Below are 24,956 nucleotides of genomic sequence, written 5' to 3'. Positions count from 1 at the left end.
AATCCAAAATTTTAAAACTCGACCTTTTGAACAGGAGAAAAGATCATGTCCTCAACACCTACAATTTTAATCCCAACACGTGCATAAACATAATTTTGCGTTGGAACCAAGTCTGGTATCGTCACAGTCATATTGATAGAATTGGGATCTGATATATCTCCCCCCGCTATTTCTGCGGTTACAACATTGGCTCTAAAATCAACAAATTGCGTTTTATTGACATATAAATCAACCCGCTCGATATCCCGTGCATCTGCATCAGTAATAATCTTTTCTGCTTTAAATGTAGCCGTCAAATCTCTTCCCGAGACTGAAAACTGAGGATTTCGGACCATATAATATGGTTCTACCTCTATATCCATATTCTGACTTCCTTTTAAGTCTACGATAATAGTATCAGAACCTGTTTCTGCATTAACCTTATTCCTGAAAGGTCCTTGTGAGGAAGGAATAATCAGTTTGTATTTAGCATTAAAAAGCAATGCAGAGTAAGCGCCATCCTGATTTACTACAACATCAATGGGATAGCTCTTTTGCCAACCAGGTTCCCACAACTGAAAAGTGACATCATTATAGCTTACATTAATAGGTTCTCCGTTATAAACAATATTTCCTTTTAGATAGGATTGGGGTTCTGAATAGTTGTCATATTTACATGCTGAAAGAAATGCAGCTACAATCCCCAGTAGTATTATAAATTTGAACTTGATCATTTTCTTTAGTTTTGATTAGGATTTCTAACAATTTTTGGATTGTTATTCAAAATTTCATCGCTGATTTTCGAATAATAATTACCTAAACGGAATCTATCTGCACCTGTTACCTGAGCTGGCAAGTGTTGAATATAAACATATTTACCGTCATTTGGGTCACCTGGCGCATAATATTTGTAGGGCCATAAGCCAAATACCCGGTTACTTACTTCATCAGCTTTCCACGGTTTTGTTGTTAGCGGCAATGATTCTCCATTCCAAACAATATGAGCCAAACGCCACCGCTTCATATCCCACAATTCATGGCCTTCAAAAGCCAATTCGACCTTCCGTTCATGAACAATACGATCGAAAGTCATATCGGCTGCTGTCAAATCAGTATTAAATCCTGCTCTTCTCCGAACAACATCCATATAAGTTGCAGCTTTTTCAGGTTGCCCCAGTTCAAATGCAGCTTCAGCAGCATTTAAGTAAACCTCTGCAAGCCGGTAGCGCACCCACCATACCTCACTGTTTAATCCACGTTGACCAGAACCTGTTGCTGTGTCCATAAACTTCCTAACGTAAAATCCTGTTTGAGCGGTAAACTCCAAACCATCAATAGGTCCGTCAAAGCCGACCACCTGGGCTACTTCTCCATTGGGAAGCTCCTTACGAGCACCATATGTATCTCCGGTAATAATCGCCCCATCGGCCTGCATATAACCAGCCCATATATCCAGATCTTTTCCTTTGTATTTAGAGCCAGGAATCATTACGGTTCCTGCAAGACGAGCATCGCGACCTGCAAAAATATCACTTGGATTATCGTAATAGATAAAGTTACCATCTGCTGTATTTGTCTGGAAAGTTTCAAACGTATTATCCAATTTTTCAAAAGACTGGACCAGATTTAAAGAAGGATTCAGCCGTCCCCCTTCCAGATCCTCTGCTCCGGACCATGGTTGATTTTGCAATGTAAAAGGCTCGACTTTACCACTCTGAAGTTTGAAGTCTTTTACAAAAATAACTTCCGGATTAGCATTCTTATCAATGAAAAGGCTGGCAAAGTTCTCAGACAGATTTTCTTTTTTTTGATAAAGAGCATAAGTTCCGCTATTGATTAGTTCTTCTGCAGCACTAAGAGCTTTTTGGTAATAACTGGTAGCCATATTAGCCGGAATGCCAACTTCACCGCCAGACAGAGTAACATTAGGTGTTTTTGCCCCGTATTTCGCTATAGAGCCAGCATAGAGAGCGACCCTTGATTCCATCGCCAAAATTAACCCTTGAGTGGCTCTCCCTTTGATATTCACATCATTGGGAAGATCCTTTTTAATCGCATCGAGTTCACTAAGAATAAAATCATACACTTCCGATTCTTTAGCTCGCGGATATTGCAAGTAGGAAGGATCCCCACTAAAGTCATAAGTAAGCGGTTCCAGAATAAGCGGCACGCCTCCCATGCGTTTCACTAACTCAAAATAAGCCGTTGCCCTCAAGAAACGTCCTTCTGCAATAAAACGGGCTTTATCGGCGGGAGCTAAGCTATTGGTAAGATCTGATTCTGCTTTTTGGATAAAAAGATTAATTTCCCGAATGTAATTGTAATTCCATAATGACCACTCTCCGTAGCCCCACTCACTATTTTTACTTCGCCAATAATCTCCATTCGCCGAACCAAAGCCTTCGTCAAAATCAGCATAGTTCCACCAATTTTCAATGGTTTGAAACTCTGGAATTCTGTCATATAAATCAGCGACAACCGAAAGAATAAGGCTTTTGTCCTTCCACACCTGATCCTCGATTAAAATATTCGTAGGTTTCCGGTCCAGAAACGCTTTATCATTACATCCCCAAACAAAAGCCAGGAATAACAACAATATTGAAATATATTTTTTCATTTTTCTACTTCCTTTTTTAGATTAGAATGAAAGGTTAACACCAACATTTACCATGCGATTTTGCGGATACTGCAGACCATTTTGGTCCATAATCTCCGGTTCAACGCCAAGTTTCTTAAGATTATCGAACGAAACAAGATTATATGAATTCACATATAAGCGCGCTTTTTGCATGCCAACTTTGGCAATCAGGTTTTTGGGAATACTATATCCAATCTCGAACGTTCTCAACCTGAGATAACGCACACTAGTCAACCAGAATGTCGAATTCTTGTTATAGTTATTATGCCATCCGGTATTAAAACGCAATGCAGGATATTTACCGGGAATCCATTCACTATTTAAATCAAAAGGATCGGCCCGGTGCCAGCGGTCATCATAGAATTGTTTTAACAAGTTGCCTCCATTCTGATAAGGCCAACGCATTTCCCATCCCTGGTTGTATGAATACATAGAACCACCCGAGAAATCAGCCCGAAGATCAAATCCCTTAAACTGTGCGGTAATATTGAAACCAAAGTTCAAAATCGGGTTACGGTCTCTCGGATAACCTATCGGTCGCTCATCATACCCATTAATTACTCCGTCACCGTTAACGTCCTTGTATATTAAGTCTCCAGGTAACATCCTTTTGTTACCTTCGCCATCGTTATTCACGGGCCAAGAGTTTATCTGGTCGAACGACTGGAACTGACCAACAACCTCATAACCCCAATAAGTGCCGGTCCATCTATCCTCCGAAGAATTACGATAATAATCCCATGAATTACCGAAAGTGGGCTTATAAGAACTTAAAAAACGATTACGTGCATAAGAAACATTTGCACCTACCGTGTAAGATAAGTCTCCAACCTTTCCATTATAATTAATCGAGGCCTCTGCTCCCATCGTTGCATCACTGTTGACATTTTCATCAGGCAGAGTATATCCAAGTTCACTTGGAACCAGAACATCATACTTCCTACCTCTCAAACCTTCGCGCTTACGATAAAAATAATCTACCGTACCACTCAGTTTCCCTCCCCAAAAAGAATAGTCAGCTCCGACATCCGTAATCTTACTTGTATACCAGCTAATAGAGGTAATAGGAACGCCCCGGTCCCTTGAACCTTTGATGACCTCGCCATCCATTATCACTGTAGATGTAGCATAGTTGTACCCTGTTAAATAGTCAAAGTCGCCAATGCCCACATTATCATCTCCCAGTTCACCATAGGAAGCACGTAATTTTAGGTCAAATGTACTCTGTCCCAACAAAGCTTTTGCAAAATTTTCCTCGGTAATCCGCCATCCAATAGAAGTTGACGGGAAAAATCCCCAGCGACGATCCGATGCAAATTTCCATGATCCATCTTCACGTCCGGCAACTTCCAAATAATACTTATTTGCGTAGTTATAGGTCAATCGACCAACATAACCGATACGCGCCTGCGTCCAATCTCTGTCATTGTAAGTATCCATATCAGCAAACTGTATGAGAGGCAAAACATTGGTTTTCGGCACTGCATGAACCCATACATCCAGTTCCCTTCTTTTAATACGTTCAGCAACATAAGTGGCAGCGATGGTATGCTTTCCAAAGGTTTTATTGTAGTTCAACTGCCCTTGCAACACATTTTCGAAAACTTTGTGAGTAGCTCTCTCACGCCAGGGATTCTTATTTGCAAAAGTAATCTTATATTCATCAGTTTCCGGATAATAGGTGTAAGCATCGTAAGTATACTCATGTCCGTTCATCAAACGATCTGCAAAATAGTATGAATAGGTTCCCTTAGCAGATAGTCCATCTATTGGCAAATCATAATCACCTGTGAAATTCAGTTGCATTACACGCCAATCTTCATGCCAGTATCCCGAATTGGCTTTATTCAACAATCCCCAGTTTGTATCCATATGTCCTATATTATTGATATAATTGGGGTTGTCATTAGCATACGGACGTTCTGTAGGACGGTTTCTGAAAAGTGCAAATCGTGGTGCCCAGTAGTCGTCGGTTCCGGGAACTCCCGGGTTATCGCGTGTTTCAATCCGTCCGTTAATAGAGACTCCGACTTTGAAGCGCTTGGTAATCTTAGCATCGATATTCGACTGCAAGTTGGTACGAGCAAATGTGAACTGACGTCCCAAAACTGAATTCTGATCCAACCGAGTGAGTGACAAATAGTAATTGATTTTATCCGAACCTCCTGTAGCGTTAATATTAATTGATGTTTGAGGAGAATTGCCTTTGATGATAAAATCATACCAATCGAAACTTTGATAACCAGGCTCCGTTCCGGCCTTCCATTTAGCAAGTTCTTCCGGAGTAATATTGGTATGCCCGTCAAGATTCATTTCTGCATCAGCCTTACCAAGCATCCAATCATATGCATTAACCGTTTTCGGAAAACGCGACCAATTTTGCCATCCGGTATACGCATCTACGTTAATTGTATTTTTCGAACCTAACTTCCCTCTTTTGGTCGTAACCACCACAACTCCGTTAGCAGCACGCACACCATAAATAGCGGCGGATGCATCTTTCAGTACACTAATACTTTCAATATCATTAGGAGACAGGTTATTAAATTGGCCCGCATCTTTCTGGATTCCATCAATTACATAGAGCGGATCTCCCATATTACGAATTTGGATATTAGCACTAGCACCTGGCCGTCCATCCGGCATTCGGAAAGAGACTCCCGCTATTTTACCAGCCAATGCGGAACTAACTGTTGTTGCATGAACATCCTCCAGATCCTTTGATGTCACCCCCGAAATTGCCCCAGTAAGAGACTCCTTCTTCTGCACACCGTACCCAATTGCCACCACTTCATCTAATCCAATGGATGCTTCTTCCAGTCGAACGTTGATAACATTATTATCACCTACATTAACCTCTCTGGTTTTCATTCCTACAAACGAGAAAACCAACGTCTTAACATCTGGTTTAATCTTCAGTGTATAATTTCCATCGCTATCCGTGATGGTTCCGTGGCTTGTTCCTTTGGCTATAATTGTAACCCCCGGAACAGGAGAACCAGAAGTGTCGGTAACTTTACCGACAATGGTTTTTTCAGGTTGCTGGACAATGGCAGTTCCCTTACCTGGATTCTTATGTATTACAATTTGTCTTTTGTAGATATTAAAACCGACATTCTGTCCCTCTAAAACTTTACTAAGAATTTGCTCGATAGAAGCATCTTTCAGGTTGACATTAACACGTTTGTTGACATTCAGATCCTCGTTTTTATAGAGAAAAACAAAATCGCTGTTGCTCTCTATATATTTAATAATGCTGCCAACAGTTCCATTATTAAACTGGATGTTAAGTCGGGTTTCCTGTGCGTAGCTGTTGCCCGCAAAAGTGGTGATAACCGAAATGAAAAGCAAGAACAAGGTAATGCGCATAATTCGCCATAATTTCAATAGACTTTCCCGAAAGAGAAAATCCATTCGTCGATTTTTTTTCATAGATTTGTAAAGCTTTAAATGTTAATAAATACTGATATTTATTGGTGTTTATCGAACCGGGAGATGTGCCACCATTTTCCGGTTTTTTATTTTATTTCATAATTTTGATCATTAAGTTTAACAAATTTTACTCCCGCTGCCTGTTCCAGGTATTTGAAGGAATCATCGCGTCCCTGACTTAAATCCAGTTTTCCACTGATTTCAATCGTCGATTTCAATGGATCGTCATATTTGAAACAGATATTGTAATAACGTTCCAGCTTTTTTATTACACGACTGAGGTCGGTATTCTGAAAGGACAGAAGGCCTTCTGTCCAGCTCGTATAATTGCCCGCAACAACCGTAACAATCTTAGTTTCTTTGGTGCTTTTGTCAAATGATGCTTTCTGGTTAGGCTTCAGTTTTACATCGCTGGCAAACAAACCGGATCCATTTGCATGCAGACTCACAGAGCCCTCAGCCAGAACCGTCTGAATCACGTTATCTTCAGGATAGGCTGAAACATTAAATTTGGTTCCCAGTACTTTTATTTCCTGCATGCCTGTCTTTACAATGAATGGCTGCTCAGGATCTTTATGAACATGAAAGAAAGCTTCCCCTATCAAATACACCTCTCTTGTCTTCTTGGCAAAACGTGAAGGATAAACTAATCGGCTTCCGGCATTCAACCACACAATGGTTCCATCAGACAAACGAATCCTTGAGTGGCTCCCATAAGGGATAATCAATTGGTTCATCACCGGATTATTATCATCCGCTTGTGTATTGATTACATGCCCTCCATTAAACACGATGGTGTCTTTTCTCGAATAATCCAGCACTGACTCTTTGTCCTTCAAGTCGATCTGATCTTTGTTGTTCAGAATAAGTACTGGTTTATTGGTTAACGTAGGAATAGCGGTTTGTTGAGCGAAGTAATTCGTTTTTTCCGGCAACATGAGTTGATATACCAACAGTCCTCCAATGGAGAAAAATAAAATGGCAATAGCTGCATATTGTAATATGGATTTGAGCAAACCAATTTTCTTTTTTTCCCGATCGGCTGCATCGAGTTTTTGCACAATTTGCTGCGCCAGACTACGCTTTTCCAATTCCGACAAAGTGGATTCCTCGTAACGCAAAAGCTCAAACTGCTTTTTAAAGTCAGTTATAAACCGCGCCTCATCCGGATTCAACTGAATATATCTCTCCCAGTAATCCTCAAGTTCCGGTGAAGGATGATAAATCCATTTAAAAAATAATGGGTTCTCTATTAGTCGTTCGTAAATATTCATTCACATTAACATTTATTCACAAACAAGAGTAGGAATCTCCCAAAACGGGACAAAAATAATACATGTTGAAAAACATAAATCAACAATAAGTATTGATTTTAAATCTTTTAGGCCGAAATAAAATGTTAACAAACGAACTTTTCTGTTAAATCTGGGAGTTCGTTAAGGAAAATAGATGGAAGAAAAGTCTTTATTCTGCAAAGTAAATGAAAAGCAATTCGAGCGGATTCTTTGACAACTGACTGCGTAAACCATCCAGTAAACGGTATACTTGCTTTTTTACTGTATCGGGTTTAATGCCGAGAATCCGGCCGATCTCAACGTAGGAAAGTCCACTGTTGAACTTCAGGTACAAAAGTTCCCGTTGTACGGGATTTAAACTTTTTAAATGAGCCTGAAGCTTCAACAATCCTTCATCCAACATCTCCTCCTGCTCATTTCGTTCTTCAAGTTCGAACTTCAGATAAAAACTATTGGATTGAATATCTGCCAGTTTTATTCCGCTTTGTTCTTTCAGTTTCCTGAATATATTTCTTTTCAATGTTTTAAACAGGTAAAACTCAAGTGAAGCCGGATTTCTTAATTCTGTACCGTATTTATAGATGTCAATAAAAACATCCTGAATACAGTCTTTCAACATTTCGCAATCGGAAGTGATTTTTGAACCGTATGCATAAAGACTATCTGAGAATTCATTATAGATCGTTTCAAAGGCCCTCCGATCGCCTTCCCTGAAGTTATTCCAGACCAATTCCCAATAATCCCGGTCCCGATTCGTATGGTCTGGATATTCATTCATAGGATACAAAATTAACCTTCAAAAATAGAATTTTGTATGAATGTAACCAAAAAATGATTAATCGCAGTTGCCCGGGAAACCAATGCTCGTTCGGCCCCAAACATAAACTCACCAACAAACCTAAAAATACGCCTAACTATCATGACAAAACGAATACCGATAACAAAGTACATTTGCGTCTCCAACTATTATCCTCTTCCTCCGGTTGCAGGAAACGTTCATCTTTTCCTTTTCCCAGCTTGACACAATTTGCCCGCGACGAAATTGATGCGATAAAGCTACAGAGCCAGGTTCATCGGAAAAATAAGGTTGCAGTATAATAGGTTTAAATCCTGATTGCCGTGGAGCAGGATAAATTTCGCTTTGCCCTTTATAGAGCCAGGTCCCGATCGCTCCAATTCCCCAGTCAGGAAGTTTCCGTTTATGATAGAAACTTTTTCCGCAGCTCGTCCACTTCAGACTGACCAATAGGAGCCAACTTTCCTAAAGACGTAGCCATAACCAACGACTTCGCACTGAACTCAGCCACTTCCAGGCGGTCGAAGGTGCCCAACAATGTATCGCCTGTCACGATCACCGAATCATTATCGATGATGACTGCGGGAACTGATTCGGTTATCAAATCCGGAACCGTGTCATTTCCTTTAAAGTGTGAACCGAAAGATACATTGGGCACATCCTGCAAAAAAATCCAACTTTCGGGGATCGTACGCACATCAAACTTATTTCCGGTAACACTGAATGCCATCAGGTAAGGTGATTGCGTCAGAATTATGGAATTGATGTGTGGGTGACGTTTATACAATTCCTGATGCAACCACGTTGAACGGCTCGGAATTTTCCCCGGTTCCCGCTCTCCATTCTTTATCTGGACCACATCATCAGGAGTCATATCCCAACGGTTCATATTCGTCGGTGTAATCAGAAAATCATTCCCTTTCCAGCGACGGGAAACGGTTCCGTAGGAACTAATCATTAATCCCTGCTGACAGGCTCGTTTGACAAACCGCACAATTTCCTCTCTTTTTTCCTGCTCTACAGAAGTTCCTTCTACCTTCTCCATTTCCGGCGACAGATGAGGAATTTGTTCTTCAAAGGCATTAATCTGGCTATCTGAAAGCGATTTTACCTTCCCAATCGTTTTCCCGTTGATAATCGCGCGGGCAGTGAACTCCAACGTTTCAAACCGCTGAAAAGCATCATCCAGGTTGCTTCCGCCAACAACAGTTCCATGATTCTCCATTATCACCGCTTTGTGTCCTTCCCTGAATACACCGGCAATACGCTCGCCCAGTTCTTCACTGCCGGGAAGCGCATAGGGTGCGTATCCTACAGAACTGCAAATGTTTTTAGCCTGAGGTATCACATTGGTATCCGGTATTTGCCGGACAATGCTAAACGATACCAGTGCCGGCGGATGCGCATGAATCACGGCTTTAATATCGGGACGAATCTCGTAAATGGCCTTATGAAAAGGATATTCTGAAGAGGGCTTGTGTTTCCCTATAATCGACCCGTCTTTTTTCACCTGGATAATATCGTCCCTGTTCAGCGAACCCTTATCGATAGCCGACGGAGTAACCCACAGATCACCGCTCTCATCCATTATCGAAATATTACCTCCCGACGTGGTCGTCAATCCCCTTTGATAGATTCGGGTAATGATCAACACAATCTGATCCCGTGGGTGCATTAATTGAAAATCCGATTCCTTCATCACTCTATTTTTATTATTCATTCCATATTACCATTACAATATCATCTACTATTTACAGGGCATACCATCTTTTTAGTCCCAGGCCAACTGGCTTCCTGGCATGACCAAAAACCTCTTCAGCACAAACCAGCGCAGCTCCCAATGCTGAAGCATTATCGATCTCACTCGTATAAACGCGTTTCTCCGGAAACCGGGAAGCCAGGTAAGCCATAAAAATCTCGTTCCTGGCAAATCCACCGGAAACAATCAGGCTTTCCACGTCATCTTTAGCAGGAAAGACCAGTCTCAATGAACAAATGCATTCTTCTGTCAAATCGAACATGAGTTGATGATAAGCCGTTTCGAAGTTGTCAAATTGTTCCAAATCAACCGAATCATCCAAATAACTAGTCAGCAATTTCTTGCGGAAAAAGCTTTGCAGTCCATTCTCCAGATACTTTTTGAGTAGCATTTTATTCAATCCAACATACTTATAGGCTGATGTCTCCGCCCCGAAATAATTTGTCAGCCGTTCCACATTCACGTCATGGATATGCCCCAGAAAATACCGGGACGATTTTACCGGCTTCTGATAAATGTTCATGTAGTTCAGGCAATCCTGCTTCAACTCTTCTTCGGTCAGGCTTTCATGGTTAAAGGGATTCATGCTAATGCACCAGGTCCCTGTTGAAAGAAGTACAAACCGTTCATCAGTCCCCATCAAATAAGGAACTAACGCGGCTGAACTATCGTGTATCCCGACTCCAGCCTTCAATGTTTTTCCTTCTACCTCAACATCAATCATATGACTGTTGGGAAGGGGCAAAGGCAGCTGAATTCCTTCATCTGTCAACCATTGATGATATTGATTATGGTCGAAATCCCACAAAAAAGTATGACAACCAATGGAGGTTGATTCCGCCGCTATTTGCCCAGTTAATAGATAAGAGAGATACTGCGGAAAGTGTAAAATCCCTTTGGCTTTCCGATATACATCCGGATGTTTCTCCTTCATCCACAAGAGTTGAATACCCGAATTCAACAGCAATCCCAGTGACGGACTGGCAGTTTGACGACAAAACTCACTTTCTCCACCATACTTTTCAAACAGCGATAAAGCAATTTGCCCATCAACCGGTTTTAGGTAGTTATACAATGGCCCCAATCGCTTCCCATTTCCATCAAGCCAAACTAATGAGGCGCCATAAGTGGAGAAATTAACGGCAGTAATCTCATACGCTTCTGACATCATTACTTTTCGCAAACTGTCAAAAATCCAATGTTCGATCCGAGCAATGTCATCGCACTCAAAACCCTCATCATCCACAACAGGCTCCATCTTTTGCTCATCCTGGTATACTACCCGGAAGTTCTCATCGAATAACAAGATTTTCTTGTTGGTCTTCCCAATATCAAAGGCGACAATTCCCTTCATAAACTACTTCGTGAATAAGATAGAAATATTACCTTTTAGAAAGCACATCCCGCTCATACCGTTGAATTTCACTTATATAATCCACTCCTACAGGAACACTTTCCCGGAGACAGAAGTAATCCCAGACCGCACTAAACGGCATCGTTTTCAACTCCTCGATAAACGCCAGACGTTCAAAGTTTTGGCCGGACTCCTCCAGTTTTCTCAGCTTTGTTGTCGGTTCAAGCAAAGCGATGAGGAAAGCTTTTTGCACAGCCCGTGTTCCAATTACATACGCCCCAATCCGGTTAATCGATGCATCGAAGAAATCGAGCGCGATATTCACCCGGCTTAGGAAATTGTTGCGTATCACCTCGGAGGCAATCAACTGAACGTCATCATTCAGGGTAACGACATGATCCGAATCCCAGCGTACCGGACGGGAGATATGCAACAAAATTTCATCCAGAAAATGCAGACAAGAAGAAATCTTATCGCCCACCTGTTCCGTCGGATGAAAGTGCCCGTTATCCAGACAAATCAGTTTGTTATTTTTGATTGCATAGCCCAGGTAGAAATCGTGCGAACCAACCGTCATCGACTCTGCTCCAATGCCAAACAATTTACTCTCTACAGCATCCTTCATGTATTCTTTCGGATACTCCACAGCCATTATTTCATCGAGCGATTTTTTCAATTGTGCACGATAGCCATTCCGGTCGGCCGGAGTATCTTTTGTCCCATCCGGAATCCAGAGATTATGCACACAGGGAGTACCCAGTTGCTTGCCAATTTCAGCAGAAATGGCCCGGCAACGTTTGGCATGTCCCACCCAGAATTTCCGAATGGATTCATCCTTGCTGGCCAGGGTAAATCCATCAGCCGCGTTGGGGTGCGAAAAACAGGTAGCATTGAAATCCAGTCCGATTCCGCGCTCTTTGCACCAATCGATCCAACTTTGGAAATGCTTTACTTCAATCTGGTCCCGATCGACAAATTCACCACCGAAATCACCGTAGATAGCATGCAGGTTAAGGCGTTGTTTCCCCGGAAGCAAAGACAAAACTTTGTCCAAATCAGCCCGCATCTCTTCCAGACTGGTTGCCTTACCCGGATAATTTCCGGTAGCCTGAATTCCGCCACCCGACAAAGATGCATCAGGCGTTTCGAAACCGCCCACATCATCCGTTTGCCAGCAATGAAGGGAAATAACAACATCTTTTAGTTTGTTTACCGCAGCATCCACATCTACCCCTAAAGTGGCATACGTATCTTTGGCAAGCTGATAAGCCTGCATAATTCGATTATCGTCTTTCATTTGTTTCATCGCATTTAGATTTCATCATTTCTTTTTCGCATTTTCATAGGGATAGTGAAATCTATATTGACCTGACCCCAGCTCCATGGATACTCCATCAGGCTGCTGCGTTACCACTTTTTTCATTTCAGATTTCAATGGCAATGAATTCAGCGTCAATTGCTCACTATTCGCCCCAGGTAATATTACTGTAGCAGTTGTATTTGCAGGAATCGTCACGGTGTATATAAAATTATCATCCTGAATTTTCCAATCCGATTCAACCGATCCATAGAGTGATTGGAAGGTTGTCGTTGCATAGCTCAGGCCTCCACCAACATGGGGGGCTAAAAAGAAATGCTTGTAACCCGGCTGTTTGGGATCAATCCGGATACCACCTACGTAACTATACATCCATTCACCAATAGCACCATAAGCATAATGGTTAAAACTGTTCATACCCACATCCTGGAAAGTGCCATCCGGTTTCTGACCGTCCCAACGCTCCCAAATGGTTGTTGCTCCCTGGGTAACAGGATACAGCCATGACGGATATTTCTTGTTCATCAGCAACATAAAAGCCAAATCAGGATATCCATTGTCCGATAAGGTCTGGCAGAGAAGCGGTGTACCAACAAATCCCGTGGTCAGATGCCCGAACTTTCGTACATCATCCGCCAGGTAATTTGCCGCTTTCGAAACTTTATCCTCGGGCAACAAATGAAATGCAAGCGCCAACACATAAGCTGTTTGTGTATTCGATTCCAGTCGTCCGTTAGGCGTTACAAACTCTGCATTAAAGGCTTTCCTTATTTCCCCCGCCAGTTTCTTGTACTGTTCGGCGTCATTCTCGTTGCCAATAATTCCGGCAATTTTCGACAACAAACTGGTGGAATAAAAATAATAGGCAGTAGCAATCAAATCTTTGTCCGTTGTTGCTCCCGGATAATCAGATTGGTTTGTGGCAAATGCTAACCAATCGCCAAAATGCGCATCTCCCAGCCAAAGATTTTTCTTTCCTGCCCGGCCATGCATATATTCCACCCAGGATTTCATACCCGGGTACTGTTCCTCCAGAATTCGTTTGTCCCCATACGTCAGATAAACGCTCCACGGTACAATTACCGAAGCATCGGCCCAGGCAGCCGAACCTCCTGCCCCGTGCAGTACATCCGGGATGACGTGCGGAACAATTCCATTGGATTGCTGATCGGCAGCCAAATCTCTCAGCCATTTTGTATAAAAAGCAGCCACGTTGAAATTAAAAGCAGCCGTCATGCTGAATACCTGGGCATCACCCGTCCAGCCAAGGCGTTCGTCCCTCTGTGGACAATCGGTAGGCACATCCAGAAAATTTCCGCGTTGTCCCCACTGAATATTATGCTGTAACTGGTTGAGCAATGAATCAGAACAGACAAAATTTCCGGTTGGTTTCATATCCGAATGAATCACGATACCGGTGATAGAATTCAAATCGGGAGTGCCCGGAAATCCTTCGACCTTCACGAACCGAAAACCGTGGAACGTAAAATGAGGTTCATAAACTTCCACTCCTTTCCCACTCAAAATATAGGTATCAGTTGCTTTCGCCTTTCTCAAATTAGCGGTGTAGAAATTTCCATCCTTGTCCAATACCTCTGCAAATTTCAATATGACCTTATCTCCTTTATAACCCTGAACCTTTAGCCGAACCCAACCAACCATATTCTGCCCCAAGTCAAAAACCGTTTCACCTTTGGGTGTCTTGAATAATTTGATTGGCTTGATCTCATCGGCTGCCCTGACCGGAACACCGTCCTGTGCCACCAAAATATCTTTCCCATCCGGCAATTCAGATACTTTATTCCATTGACTATCGTCAAAATCCGGCTTATCCCATCCGGGCATCTTCAATCGGGCATCATACGTTTCACCATCGTAAATATCTGAACTCAAAATAGGACCACTCTTCTCCTTCCATGTGTTGTCCGTTGTCATCGTTTCCGATGTTCCATCCATGTAGTTAATCTGAAGCTGCAAAAGAACAGCCAGTTTATCGCCGTAAGTATTGCGTTTCCTATCCCAGGTCAAATATCCACGATACCAACCATCACCAAGAATGGTTCCCATGGCGTTTTTCTTCTCCAGCAATGAAGTCACATCGTAGGTTTGGTACTGAAGCCGCTTGTTGTAGCTTGTCCATCCAGGTGCAAACAAATCAGGACTCACTTTTTTCCCGTTCAGAAAGAGTTGGTAGAGCCCTTTCGAGGTGACATAAATTCGTGCCGACTTAACCTTCTTCGTTAGCGAAAATTCTTTTCGGAAATAAGGGCACGGCTCGGAAATCGTAGTATCTTCTGTCATACTACTCGTTATCCACGAAGCTTTCCAATCTGTCGGTTTTAACAGCCCCATTTCCCAGTATGCCGGTTCACTCCACTCCGTCGCTTTATTTCGGTTATCCCAAATCCTTACCTGCCAGTAAACGCGCTGCATCGAAGTTAATGCCGGACCGCTATAAACCACATCAGCGGATTGATTGCTTTCAACTTTGCCTGAATTCCAAATCAAATCATCTTTGCGGTGCAGGTTCGCAGGGGTATCGGCCACCCTGATTTCATAAGCAGTTTGGAGTACATTTTCCCGATCACTTTGTATTTGCCAGCTTAACCGGGGATTTTTCACATCATACCAATTGGATTTGTCCGGTATTCACAAATTAGATTATTGACCTCAGTTTTTGCCGAAAGCGTGAATGAATTTCCGCTGCAAAGCAAAAACACAAGCAGTAAACGGATGTATTGTTTCCTTTTCATTGAAAAATTTAGTTTATGTTGTATTATTAAGTACTTCCTGCATTTTGATTAGTAAAACACTAAAAGTTAACCACGAATGTGGACAAGATCAGGACAATGATTCCGGTGACCAGTACGACCATTGTCTGGCGGGAACTACCTTTCCACTCCTTCAGGATTATTCCCCAGATATTGCTGAACGAAATATTTAACGCCATCAATATGCTCCAGGAGAATACCGCAATCCCGGCCGATAGCAAACTCTTGCCCATTCCGTAAAAATGAAATTGTAGGAACCACAGGAAACCCGCCAGAAAAGTGAAAAAGATATTGTTGAAAAACACTCCTTTCGAAACGGATAGATAGTCGCGAATGGTTTTGTTTTTCAAATTGAGGTAAAAACAATAAATGAAGTTAGTGATAAAACCGCCTATCAGGATAAAAGCTAACGTAAGATTACTCTGAAACAAAGGATTTACACCAGCTTGCAATGAGGCCTCATCAATGGGCTTGCCTACTTCGTATCCATAACTGAAAGCAGCGCTCATCACCCCGGCCAGCACAGCAATAATTAGTCCTTTCTTCAGATCGAATTCTTTAATAGTTGCTTTGCGTTCTTCTTCACTAAGTCCTTTGCTCTTCAATGCACCGGCATACCCAATAATGGCAATTCCGATGATACAGATCGTAACGCCGGCAATTATCAATAAGCCGGAAGACGTAGCCAGTAAATTCTGACCTGCAACAATCGGTGGAATCAACGTACCAAATGCAGCACAAAATCCTAATGAAATACTCTGTCCCATCGCCACCCCTAAATACCGGATACTTAAGCCGAAAGTCAGGCCACCAACACCCCATAACATACCAAAGAAAATCGCCAACAATTTAGCAGACATAGGCGCTGCATGAATGATGGCAAAAATCTTGTCATGCGGGATAGTGAACAACACAAAAATCCAGGGAACAATCAACCAGGCTGCCACCCCCTGAGAAAGCCAGTACGACTCCCAACTCCACTCTTTTACTTTTTTAAAAGGGACATAAAAACTGGCGGCTCCCAAACTTCCAATAGAGATTAATCCAATTGCACTCAAGGAACTCATGAATATTGAATTTAGTTAGTATTTACTATTTTTGTTATTGCCCGTACAATAATATTGTTTCAAAAATAGTCTATGTATCAGACTAAATAAATACACAAATTGATCAAGTATTTGCACATTTTGACACTAAACTAACATCCATGGATGACTTCTTCAAATACCTGACTCCCGGTGACGAGGACCGAAAATGGGGCGTATATCTGAATGTGGCAGGCACGTCCACAACGCCTCCCCATGTAGCTTATCCGCAAAGGGAACATCCCAGCGGATATTATTTTACCTGGGACAAATGGCGCATTTTGGACGAATATCAAATCAACTATATTTCGGATGGTTATGGTGTACTGGAGACTGATTTCGGAAAATTTCAATTGCATTCCGGCTGTGTCTTTATCACCTGGCCGGGAATCAAGCATCGATACAAACCACACGATGACAAAGGCTGGCACGAAAACTACATTGGTTTCAACGGCAATTATGCTAATCATCTTTTGAAAAACGAGTGGTTTTCGCCCAAAGACCCCGTCATTAACTGCGGTTACCGGGAAGAATTACTCGAAACATATTACCGGGTTTTCGATTTGGTAAAAAAAGAGGAACCCGGCTTCCAACAAATTGCTTCGGGCTTAATCATCAAACTGCTGGGGTATATTCATTCCTTCCGGAAACAAAAGGAATTTTCCGGAAAACGAATCGCTACCATCATCGAAGAAGCACGGTTCAAAATGCGTGAAGAGGTTGAGCGATCGCTTGACATCGAAAAGATGGCAGAGGAATACAACATTGGTTATTCTTACTTTCGTAAAATGTTCAGACTGTACACAGGCGTTGCTCCCCACAAATATTTCATGGAACTAAAAATCATGCGGGCGAAGGAATTGTTGCTCGCTACAGATAAAAGTATCAAGGAAATTAGCTTTGACCTGGGGTTTCAATCCATTCACTACTTCAGTCGGATTTTTAAGAAGAAGACCGGAGTGCCACCATCAAAATTCAGGCACTAAACAATATGTAGATAGACAATTACAAACTTCGAAGCTGGCAAAGGAGAATTACGAAAGATCATCTTCTATGCCTGCTTCTGATTCCCAAACCGGTGAAGAAAGTTACTAACTCAGTGTTTAATGGAAGGACTGCAATCAGGATGAAATGTTACTGGCTATAAAATTTTATTGTCCAATAATAACATTATACGAATCAACATCCATAACCTGCGGTTCGTACAAAATTCCCGGTGAAGCCAGGTTGCGGGCAAATGCGCACAGGTGATTTGCTGACCCTTTTAACAAATTGGCATATACTATTTCCATGTTAGGATTTTCCACCTTCTCCTGCCGGTTGTTTAAATCGACAATGTCCGTCTCTTCGATTAAAGCGCCAACTTTAAGCGCTTCTTCCAGACTGACTTCTCCCTGTGCAACCAAATTCGTATATAATTGGGCCAATGTTTCATTAAGGAAAACACCACGCTCATCGAAGGCCGGATTTTCAACGTTGTAACCATCAATTAGCAACAGAACTGCATCCATGTGCCGCTGTTCACTAGCTGAAAGATTGGCAAATACCTTGAGCCCCTAAAGATGTTCGGAATACGATGGCCTACCGAAAGGTGCTCAATAAAAATCAATTCACCGTACGACATCCTCCGGATATTTTATCACGCGAAAAATTAAACACATTCCCCCCGGACGTTGTTGTACAACTGATAATGAATCACACCTGAAGCAACTTATACATAACAACCGGCTTGATGTTATGTGAATATCCATGCTGCTATGTCAGAAACGAATAATCTTCTCAACCGGGCCCTCGTGACCGTTCATGACAACAGGGCCATTCTTATCCGGTTAGTGGTGGGCCTCATTTTTCTATCGGAAGGAATCCAGAAATTTATTTTTCCTGATGCATTGGGAACCGGCCGCTTCATGAAGATCGGTTTTAGCCAGCCGGAATTCTGGGCTTACTTCACCGCAGTATTCGAAATCATCTGCGGCCTGCTCCTTCTCCTGGGGCTATTCACACGAATCGCTTCCATCCCCCTCCTGATTATCATGATAACAGCTTTCATCGCAACTAAGTGGCCTATCTTAATGCATCGTGGTTTTTGGGCCATGGCCCACGAATACCGTACTGATTTTGCCATGACGGTGCTGTTAATCTATTTACTTCTTTACGGAAGTGGTAAAAATTCCGTTGACTACCGATTATCGAAACGATTAAAACAGAAATCATGAAAAAATTAAATCAACCTCCTCATAGCACTTTCAAAAATGTAAACGAAGACAGGCGTAAATTCATGAAGAATGGTCTGTTTTTAAGTTCTTTTGCTGGCATTGCCGGACTCAGTCTTCTTTCGGGTTGTGAAGATGAAGCAGGTGAAGATGTTGCTCCACCCGAAGATTTAATGCGCGAACATGGCGTGCTGAACCGAATTCTACTCATCTATGATACTTGCCGGATACATTTATACAATGGAGATTCATTCAATGTTTCGGTACTCAATAATTCAGCCAATATCATCCGTAATTTCATTGAAGATTATCATGAAAAGCTGGAAGAGAACTACTTGTTTCCCCGGTTTGAGAATGCCAACGTACTAACCGATTTAGTCGGTATTTTGCGGAAGCAACACCTGGCCGGACGCAATGTAACCGCCCGAATTATTCAGCTCGCAAACATCAATTCCCTTACGGAAGAAGAAAATGCAAGGCAGATGATTGAATTGCTGCAGTCGTTCAATAACATGTACCGCCCACACGAAGCCAGAGAAGATACGGTACTTTTCCCTGCCTTACGGAAGATTGTTTCCAGGAACGAATTTTATGCATTGGGCGAAGATTTCGAAAAGAAGGAGCGCGAATTATTCGGTCAGGATGGCTTTGAAGGGATCGTCGAAAAAGTGGCAGCACTTGAAAAACAACTGGGCATTTATGATTTGAGCCAGTTCACACCACAAATACTTACAGATTAGCAACGTATGCCTTCCCATCCTTACGAAGGGCATAATCTCCGTTCAGTTCGAATTCCAGCATTGGCGTTTCCACTTTCAGATAATCTAAAATCTGTTCGGCCCGGGGAACTTTTTTAACTGGCTTCTTAGCTTTATCTTTGGCAAATGCCAGAATAGGACCACAACCGGCTTCTTCAAACATTATTTTCAATCGTTGATTTTCATGTATATCGGAATTGACAAATGAACTCAACTTGCACAAATTCAAATAAGCAATGTCCTCTTTGGACAAACCGGTAATAGAACACAATTTCTGCTCTTCCGGCGTACCGCACTGCGTTACCAGTAGAAAAGTCCGAATGATTAATTTACTTTTCACCAAATCAGCAACCAAATAACCGATTTTATATCCCAGCATGCGATACTCAATTAAGTAGGAATTATGTCGATATGGAATAACTGCTGGCTGTGCAAGCGAATCATACATACACCAGCGCAGCTCGCCGGGAGCCAACAAATCCACCCGTTCGCCCAGTCGGCGAAGCGCATGACTTTGTATATAAACATTTAATGGTTCGGGATATTCCGATGTTTCGAGGTGCAGTATTTCAGCTTTCAATTGCAGCGGTACAAAATCCTCGACAGCAAAGCCAACCTGGAAGGCGGGGCGTCGTGAACCGCCTGCTTTTATATGAATGAATGGATTTGCTACCCTGTTAACCCGAAATGCAGCGAACACCCCCTGGTGGGCACCTTGCCCCCCTCCCCACTCGAAGCGAACCGGATAATGGTGGATATCAATTCCGTCATAGACCATTCCCAAAATCGTCTTTAGTTTTTTAATCATCAGCTCCAACTCGTCACCAAATAAATTGTTTGTAATTGGGCTCATTTCATCATAAAATTCATCCTCTTTCGGGAAATCCGGATTTGGATCCAGCAAAATAAAAGAATAAATAGTCAAACCTGTGGTCAAATACTCATATGCATTGATTTGATTATCAGCACCTGGAATATCCAACTTATAATCATTCAGGTAATAATACAAAGCTTCGGTCATCATTTTCGCATGCTTTGCCGACAGGGTGCAACCGTCTTCCGGTTGTACTTTTGGCGCACGCATTCGCAACTTCCAGAGATATTGCAATTCGCGTTCGGAAATCTGTCCGAATAAATGTTCCTTTTCAATAAGGGCAAAAAAAAGTTTGACTTTCCGGTAAAATTTTTTGCGTTGTTCGGCTTGTTCTTGTTTTCGTTGCTGTGCCGATGACCGTTTTTTTCTTCGCTTCGACATGGGACGTGAATTAGGTTAAATGCAAATAACCTCTCCATATCGCATATGAAAAAATGTTGGTGCGTGTTCAACGGCTGGAGAAGTTAGATTTCTGTTGAATTTAATAAATAAATTATAAAAACAATCGGAATTATATTGTAAAACATATCACAACCCAAAAACATATACATGAAAAACAGTCTCTTATAAATCCACCTCTACTTAAATATAAATCTCACGAAGTATTGAAACAAATATTTTTAAATCACCTATTGATAAAAGAATAGCTGACCACTAATATGATGCAATACATCTCTCAGCTGCCAGCTATGGATTCCTAAACCTATGAAAAAAGCTACTAGTTCTGTGTATGAGAGAAAGTCGGCAACAACGATTATGTCATGCTGACCATCAACGATTATTTTCCAATGATATCCTGATAAGTTTCGGTATCCAGAACCTGTGGTTCATAGGTTATTCCCAGTGAAGCCAGATTACGGACAAAAGCACGCAAGTGATTTGTCGAGCCTTTCAGCAGACTGGCATAAACCAACTCTACATTGGCATTTTCCACTTTTTCCAGCCAATTATTCAAATCAACGATATCCGTTTCTTCAATTAAAGCACCGACTTTCAGAGCGTCTTCCATGCCGCCATTCCCTTGCTCAACTAATGTATTATAGAGAGTTTGTAAGTCTTCATTAGCAAAAACACCACGCAAATCGGAAGCCGGATTTACCACGTTGTAACCATCAATCAGAAACAGGACAGCATCCATATGCCGTTGCTCACTGGATGAGATGTTGGCAAATACCTTAAGTTCATAAAGATCGTCCATCTCCAGGTAAACATCCCGGGCAACTTTTTCTTCTTCGATCATGAACTGCAAACTGGCGATTTCCGTTTCTGTCAGGTCACCGGCTAAATTGCCGTCATCGTCAACAATGAGTGAAAGTGCTTTTATGTTAGAAGCCTGGACTTCATCGGCTGATACGGAGGGGTTTTCGCTACAGGAGGTTACGATAATTAATGCTGCTATTGCAAGGAATGCAATAAAAAAACTTGTTTTTTTCATCACAACTGATTTTAGTTCAACTACAAATAATTCAAAAAATGCAGCATTTGTAAAGTCTCAGTTCATTTGTCGGCAAACAACTATTTAACAGTGAGTTATTCTCAACAAGCGCCACATTTTTCTACTGTACCGCATAAGATGAACGTTACCCTACTTCGATTCGAAAATAATCTACACTAAATCAGTTTCTTCCTTTTTAAATTTTACATTTCAGGCAATATTATCCTTCCGGAAAATAAAAAAGCTGACAACAGATACGTCCATATCCGTTGCCAGCTGACTTACAAACCTATGAAATCCTGTACGTTTAAATTCTTCTAATATATCAACGTTTGAATGGCACGTGCCGGAATTTCCAGATGTGTTTCGGCATCTCCCACAATCAGGTTATAAGCAACCGGACTGTCAGAACCATTCATAACGACGGTAACCATCTTTCCGTCTTTGTTCAGGAATGAAGTGCTAAGCAAGGTACTCCGGCTGGAAGCTGTACTGATGCGCTTCGCTCCCGGATGAATGAATTTAGAGAAATGGCCGATGTAATAATAAGCCGGGGTGAAAATCAGTTCACCTGTACGGGTATCGGCATGAACCGGCGCAAAACAGAAGTTGCCAACATGGTTCGGGCCACCATGCTGATCGAGGAGAATGTTCCAGTCCGTCCAGCCTACCGTTCCGTTATTAAAATCGTGAATCATGTTACTACCATAACGTTCAGCATTTGACCAGCGCTGGTACCCGTCAGGAGTAAAAGCCTCGTTGCATCCTTCTGTGAACAACAGGTCCTTATCAGGATAGGACTCCTTCACCAGTTTCTCATTATCCCATTTCGGTTGGGCGCCGGTCCACGTTTCGTACCAGTGCATTCCCATTCCCCAGGCATATTTGGCTGCATCCGGGTCACCGAAAATGGTGTTAGCCCGGTCGACCATCAAATCGCGGTTATGGTCCCACACAATGATTTTTTTGTCGCCAAAACCAGCTTTTCCCATGGCCGGACCAAGGAAATTTTTCAGGAAATCACGCTCGTCCTCAGCGGTATATACACATGATTCCCACGTTTGAACGGCCATCGGTTCATTCTGAATGGTGATTCCCCAGATGGGGATTCCTGCTTTTTGGTATGCCTGAATAAACTTTACGTAGTAATTGGCCCAGGCCTGATCGTATTCCGGGAGCAATTTACCGCCATGCAGCAAACTCTTGTTGCTTTTCATGAAAGCCGGCGGGCTCCACGGACTGACAAACAGAACCATCTTGCCACCTGCTTCTGCAATGGCTTTTTTAATCATCGGAATGCGATACTTCATATCGTGAGCGACCGAGAAGGTTTTCAGCTCCTTGTCTCCATCTTCTACGTAAGTATAACTGTCACTACTGAAATCACAACTACCGATATTCGTCCGCATCAGCGAATAATCGATACCGTTCTTTCCGTAATAAGCGGCTAAGAACTCTTTTTGCTTATCAGCAGGAAGTTTAGCAAATACTTCTGCCGATGCATCGGTAATGGCCCCGCCAATTCCCAGGAATGACTGGAACGATTTCTTCGGATTAACGAAGAGGGAAATTTCTGATTCTTTGGGTTGAACGGCTTTCTGAAACGCTAACTCGCCGGTATGAGCCAGACGTAGGTTGGTATCTTTCGCCGTCGTAAACACCTCAATCTTCTTCCCGTTTGTTGAAAAATCAGGTACCGGAGTTTCTTTCTTTTCATGTGCCGGTTGAGCACACGACCAGGACAGAAAGGCACTAACGAATAATAGGGAATACTTCATCAGGTTATATTTATTGTTCGATTACCAAACATACGTTCCCACAGCTCCTCCCCCAAGTGTACTGGTAACTGTTTCGTCGCCCGGTTTCATATTGAATGCCTGGGTAACAGAAGCATCGTTCAGCACAATCAAGACAATAGAACCGTCGGGCGTTCGGAAAGCTACGTTCGGTAAATTATCGGGTTGATTCGTCGAAATACGTACCGAACCCGGGCGCACAAACCTTGACGCATGAGCAATGATGTAGTAGGCCGGATTCCGGGTAACCTTATCGCCATCGATGGTTAAAGCTCCCAGGCATTGCGAACAGCCACCATCAGTATGCGGCTGAAGGTTCGAATCAGCAGCCAGGTTCCATTCCAAAACGGTTTTGCACCAGTTTCGGCTGGCGCCGATGATCAATTCGCGGGTGTGCCATCTCAGGTCGTTAGGAAAATCACCCGGAGCGCCAATCCATTGCTCGGTAAAGTAAAGATTCTTGTCAGGATAGCTGTTATGCAACGCAGCCAGGCTATTGATAGAGCCGGCGTAGAGGTGAAAAGCCGCTCCATCGACATATTGCGAGGCATCAGCATCGTTATATATTTCAGCCGGATAATCGGTCCGGTCGCAGTTGTGATCGTAAATAATAATTTTCGTGTTGATGCCGGCCGCTTTAAATGCAGGCCCGAGACTCGTTTTAATAAACGCTGCCTGCTCCGGTGCCGGCATATACATGCTCGGATTGTTTCCGTCGTGCAACGGTTCATTCTGAACGGTAATGGCATCGATGGTAATTCCTTCCTGCGCCATTCCCTGGATATATTTCACAAAATATTTCGCGTAGGCATCGTAATATTCCGGTTTCAGGCTTCCGCCGACAGAATTGTTGTTCGTCTTCATCCACAGTGGTGCCGACCAGGGCGAACCCAGTATTTTGATATTCGGATTAATCGTCAGAATTTCCTTCAGGACAGGAATCAGGTATTGCCTGTCGGGAGCCAACGAGAAATGGGCCATGTTGACATCCGTTTCACCGGAAGGTAAATCGTCATACGAAAACACAGACGCATCCAGGTCGGAAGCCCCGATGCTGATACGAAGATAGCTGATGCCAATGTTGTTGTCGTTATAATCGAACAACTCTGTCAGGAGAGCATGTCGCCTGGCAGCCGACATATTGTAAAGGTGCATGGCGCTTCCACCGGTCAGGGCAAAGCCAAAGCCGTCCATTGTTTGAAATGTGGTAGCCGGGTCAATTTCAATCAGGGGTAAATTATTATTGATTGCCACCGACACACTGTTTTCCTGTGCTGTAAACAGTACCGATTTGTCTGGTTTCGTTAAATAAAAAGCTACATCAACGGGTGTAGAAGGTGGCGGAGGTGGCGGGGTCGCCCCCTTTTTATCATTACATCTCCATCCCATTACACTCAACGTTATCAGCGTAAGCAGTCCAATCGTTAATTTTCGTTTTCCAGGAATCATATAT

18 protein-coding genes and 1 pseudogene are annotated in these 24,956 nt (G+C 42.6%); 3 read left to right on the top strand and 16 right to left on the bottom strand.

What is annotated here, in order from left to right; translation table 11 throughout:
* Positions 1–11: 11 nt before the first annotated feature.
* From GJU82_RS01150 to GJU82_RS01105, 11 genes are all read right to left on the bottom strand, one after another.
* A complete protein-coding gene (locus GJU82_RS01150) occupies positions 12–713 on the bottom strand; it encodes a DUF3823 domain-containing protein (protein WP_153630471.1) in 702 nt (233 codons plus the stop codon).
* 5 nt (positions 714–718) lie between these two features.
* Positions 719–2,596, bottom strand: a complete 1,878-nt coding sequence (locus GJU82_RS01145; protein ID WP_153630470.1) for a RagB/SusD family nutrient uptake outer membrane protein — start codon at positions 2,594–2,596, stop codon at positions 719–721.
* Positions 2,597–2,617: 21 nt separating this feature from the next.
* Complete coding sequence (locus GJU82_RS01140) at positions 2,618–6,031, bottom strand: TonB-dependent receptor (RefSeq protein ID WP_228488512.1); 3,414 nt, start codon at positions 6,029–6,031, stop codon at positions 2,618–2,620.
* A 104-nt stretch (positions 6,032–6,135) separates the two neighbouring features.
* Positions 6,136–7,323 (bottom strand): FecR family protein, encoded by a 1,188-nt coding sequence (locus GJU82_RS01135; RefSeq protein WP_153630469.1) that lies wholly within the window; start codon positions 7,321–7,323, stop codon positions 6,136–6,138.
* A 190-nt stretch (positions 7,324–7,513) separates the two neighbouring features.
* On the bottom strand, positions 7,514–8,122 hold the full coding sequence (locus GJU82_RS01130; protein WP_153630468.1) for an RNA polymerase sigma factor: 609 nt from the start codon (positions 8,120–8,122) through the stop codon (positions 7,514–7,516).
* A gap of 132 nt (positions 8,123–8,254) precedes the next feature.
* Complete coding sequence (locus tag GJU82_RS17815; protein ID WP_194830926.1) at positions 8,255–8,590, bottom strand: alpha-L-rhamnosidase C-terminal domain-containing protein; 336 nt, start codon at positions 8,588–8,590, stop codon at positions 8,255–8,257.
* Positions 8,544–9,839 carry a class II aldolase/adducin family protein gene (locus GJU82_RS01125; protein WP_153630467.1) on the bottom strand — a complete coding sequence of 432 codons (1,296 nt, stop codon included), beginning with the start codon at positions 9,837–9,839 and terminating at the stop codon, positions 8,544–8,546. The genes GJU82_RS17815 and GJU82_RS01125 overlap by 47 nt, the downstream gene beginning before the upstream one ends.
* Before the next feature lie 52 nt (positions 9,840–9,891).
* On the bottom strand, positions 9,892–11,253 hold the full coding sequence (locus GJU82_RS01120; protein WP_153630466.1) for an FGGY-family carbohydrate kinase: 1,362 nt from the start codon (positions 11,251–11,253) through the stop codon (positions 9,892–9,894).
* A gap of 28 nt (positions 11,254–11,281) precedes the next feature.
* Entirely contained in the window at positions 11,282–12,559 is a 1,278-nt protein-coding gene (locus tag GJU82_RS01115; protein ID WP_228488511.1) for an L-rhamnose isomerase, read from the bottom strand.
* Positions 12,560–12,574: 15 nt separating this feature from the next.
* The gene (locus GJU82_RS01110; protein ID WP_228488510.1) at positions 12,575–15,193 is read right to left on the bottom strand and encodes a glycoside hydrolase family 78 protein; all 2,619 of its coding nucleotides are present in this window, start codon (positions 15,191–15,193) and stop codon (positions 12,575–12,577) included.
* Positions 15,194–15,383: 190 nt separating this feature from the next.
* The gene (locus GJU82_RS01105) at positions 15,384–16,409 is read right to left on the bottom strand and encodes an L-rhamnose/proton symporter RhaT (RefSeq protein WP_153630465.1); all 1,026 of its coding nucleotides are present in this window, start codon (positions 16,407–16,409) and stop codon (positions 15,384–15,386) included.
* A 140-nt stretch (positions 16,410–16,549) separates the two neighbouring features.
* On the opposite strand from GJU82_RS01105, the gene GJU82_RS01100 reads away from it, so the two are divergent.
* On the top strand, positions 16,550–17,413 hold the full coding sequence (locus tag GJU82_RS01100) for an AraC family transcriptional regulator (protein WP_153630464.1): 864 nt from the start codon (positions 16,550–16,552) through the stop codon (positions 17,411–17,413).
* A 165-nt stretch (positions 17,414–17,578) separates the two neighbouring features.
* Here the strand turns inward: GJU82_RS01100 and GJU82_RS01095 are convergent.
* Positions 17,579–17,971, bottom strand: a pseudogene (locus GJU82_RS01095) (DUF2202 domain-containing protein); the annotation flags it as partial.
* A 213-nt stretch (positions 17,972–18,184) separates the two neighbouring features.
* Between GJU82_RS01095 and GJU82_RS01090 the strand changes: the two are divergent.
* Both GJU82_RS01090 and GJU82_RS01085 read left to right on the top strand, forming a co-directional pair.
* The gene (locus GJU82_RS01090) at positions 18,185–18,643 is read left to right on the top strand and encodes a DoxX family protein (protein WP_153630462.1); all 459 of its coding nucleotides are present in this window, start codon (positions 18,185–18,187) and stop codon (positions 18,641–18,643) included.
* Positions 18,640–19,380: a hemerythrin domain-containing protein gene (locus tag GJU82_RS01085; protein ID WP_153630461.1), complete on the top strand. Its 741-nt coding sequence runs from the start codon at positions 18,640–18,642 to the stop codon at positions 19,378–19,380. Before GJU82_RS01090 ends, GJU82_RS01085 begins: the two co-directional genes overlap by 4 nt.
* Here the strand turns inward: GJU82_RS01085 and GJU82_RS01080 are convergent.
* The 4 genes from GJU82_RS01080 to GJU82_RS01065 all read right to left on the bottom strand — a co-directional run bounded on the left by GJU82_RS01080 (position 19,370) and on the right by GJU82_RS01065 (position 24,952).
* Positions 19,370–20,653 (bottom strand): hypothetical protein, encoded by a 1,284-nt coding sequence (locus GJU82_RS01080; protein WP_153630460.1) that lies wholly within the window; start codon positions 20,651–20,653, stop codon positions 19,370–19,372. The two genes, GJU82_RS01085 and GJU82_RS01080, sit on opposite strands and share 11 nt — an antisense overlap.
* Before the next feature lie 397 nt (positions 20,654–21,050).
* Positions 21,051–21,707: a DUF2202 domain-containing protein gene (locus GJU82_RS01075; protein ID WP_153630459.1), complete on the bottom strand. Its 657-nt coding sequence runs from the start codon at positions 21,705–21,707 to the stop codon at positions 21,051–21,053.
* A 317-nt stretch (positions 21,708–22,024) separates the two neighbouring features.
* Positions 22,025–23,485 carry a glycoside hydrolase family 30 beta sandwich domain-containing protein gene (locus tag GJU82_RS01070; protein WP_153630458.1) on the bottom strand — a complete coding sequence of 487 codons (1,461 nt, stop codon included), beginning with the start codon at positions 23,483–23,485 and terminating at the stop codon, positions 22,025–22,027.
* 21 nt (positions 23,486–23,506) lie between these two features.
* Positions 23,507–24,952, bottom strand: coding sequence for a glycoside hydrolase family 30 beta sandwich domain-containing protein (locus GJU82_RS01065; protein ID WP_153630457.1), 1,446 nt, complete (start codon positions 24,950–24,952; stop codon positions 23,507–23,509).
* Positions 24,953–24,956: the final 4 nt, after the last annotated feature.

This window comes from Prolixibacter sp. SD074 (assembly GCF_009617895.1).
Classification (GTDB): domain Bacteria; phylum Bacteroidota; class Bacteroidia; order Bacteroidales; family Prolixibacteraceae; genus Prolixibacter.
The sequence above is the reverse complement of the archived record's forward strand: the minus strand, read 5'-3'. Positions and strand labels throughout refer to the sequence as shown.

What these genes read in the sequence shown, in the direction of transcription:
- GJU82_RS01150 (WP_153630471.1), bottom strand. Translation starts at nt 713, where the DNA reads ATGATCAAGTTCAAATTTATAATACTACTGGGGATTGTAGCTGCATTT.
- GJU82_RS01145 (WP_153630470.1), bottom strand. Translation starts at nt 2,596, where the DNA reads ATGAAAAAATATATTTCAATATTGTTGTTATTCCTGGCTTTTGTTTGG.
- GJU82_RS01140 (WP_228488512.1), bottom strand. Translation starts at nt 6,031, where the DNA reads ATGGATTTTCTCTTTCGGGAAAGTCTATTGAAATTATGGCGAATTATG.
- GJU82_RS01135 (WP_153630469.1), bottom strand. Translation starts at nt 7,323, where the DNA reads ATGAATATTTACGAACGACTAATAGAGAACCCATTATTTTTTAAATGG.
- GJU82_RS01130 (WP_153630468.1), bottom strand. Translation starts at nt 8,122, where the DNA reads ATGAATGAATATCCAGACCATACGAATCGGGACCGGGATTATTGGGAA.
- GJU82_RS01125 (WP_153630467.1), bottom strand. Translation starts at nt 9,839, where the DNA reads ATGAAGGAATCGGATTTTCAATTAATGCACCCACGGGATCAGATTGTG.
- GJU82_RS01120 (WP_153630466.1), bottom strand. Translation starts at nt 11,253, where the DNA reads ATGAAGGGAATTGTCGCCTTTGATATTGGGAAGACCAACAAGAAAATC.
- GJU82_RS01115 (WP_228488511.1), bottom strand. Translation starts at nt 12,559, where the DNA reads ATGAAACAAATGAAAGACGATAATCGAATTATGCAGGCTTATCAGCTT.
- GJU82_RS01105 (WP_153630465.1), bottom strand. Translation starts at nt 16,409, where the DNA reads ATGAGTTCCTTGAGTGCAATTGGATTAATCTCTATTGGAAGTTTGGGA.
- GJU82_RS01100 (WP_153630464.1), top strand. Translation starts at nt 16,550, where the DNA reads ATGGATGACTTCTTCAAATACCTGACTCCCGGTGACGAGGACCGAAAA.
- GJU82_RS01090 (WP_153630462.1), top strand. Translation starts at nt 18,185, where the DNA reads ATGTCAGAAACGAATAATCTTCTCAACCGGGCCCTCGTGACCGTTCAT.
- GJU82_RS01085 (WP_153630461.1), top strand. Translation starts at nt 18,640, where the DNA reads ATGAAAAAATTAAATCAACCTCCTCATAGCACTTTCAAAAATGTAAAC.
- GJU82_RS01080 (WP_153630460.1), bottom strand. Translation starts at nt 20,653, where the DNA reads ATGTCGAAGCGAAGAAAAAAACGGTCATCGGCACAGCAACGAAAACAA.
- GJU82_RS01075 (WP_153630459.1), bottom strand. Translation starts at nt 21,707, where the DNA reads ATGAAAAAAACAAGTTTTTTTATTGCATTCCTTGCAATAGCAGCATTA.
- GJU82_RS01070 (WP_153630458.1), bottom strand. Translation starts at nt 23,485, where the DNA reads ATGAAGTATTCCCTATTATTCGTTAGTGCCTTTCTGTCCTGGTCGTGT.
- GJU82_RS01065 (WP_153630457.1), bottom strand. Translation starts at nt 24,952, where the DNA reads ATGATTCCTGGAAAACGAAAATTAACGATTGGACTGCTTACGCTGATA.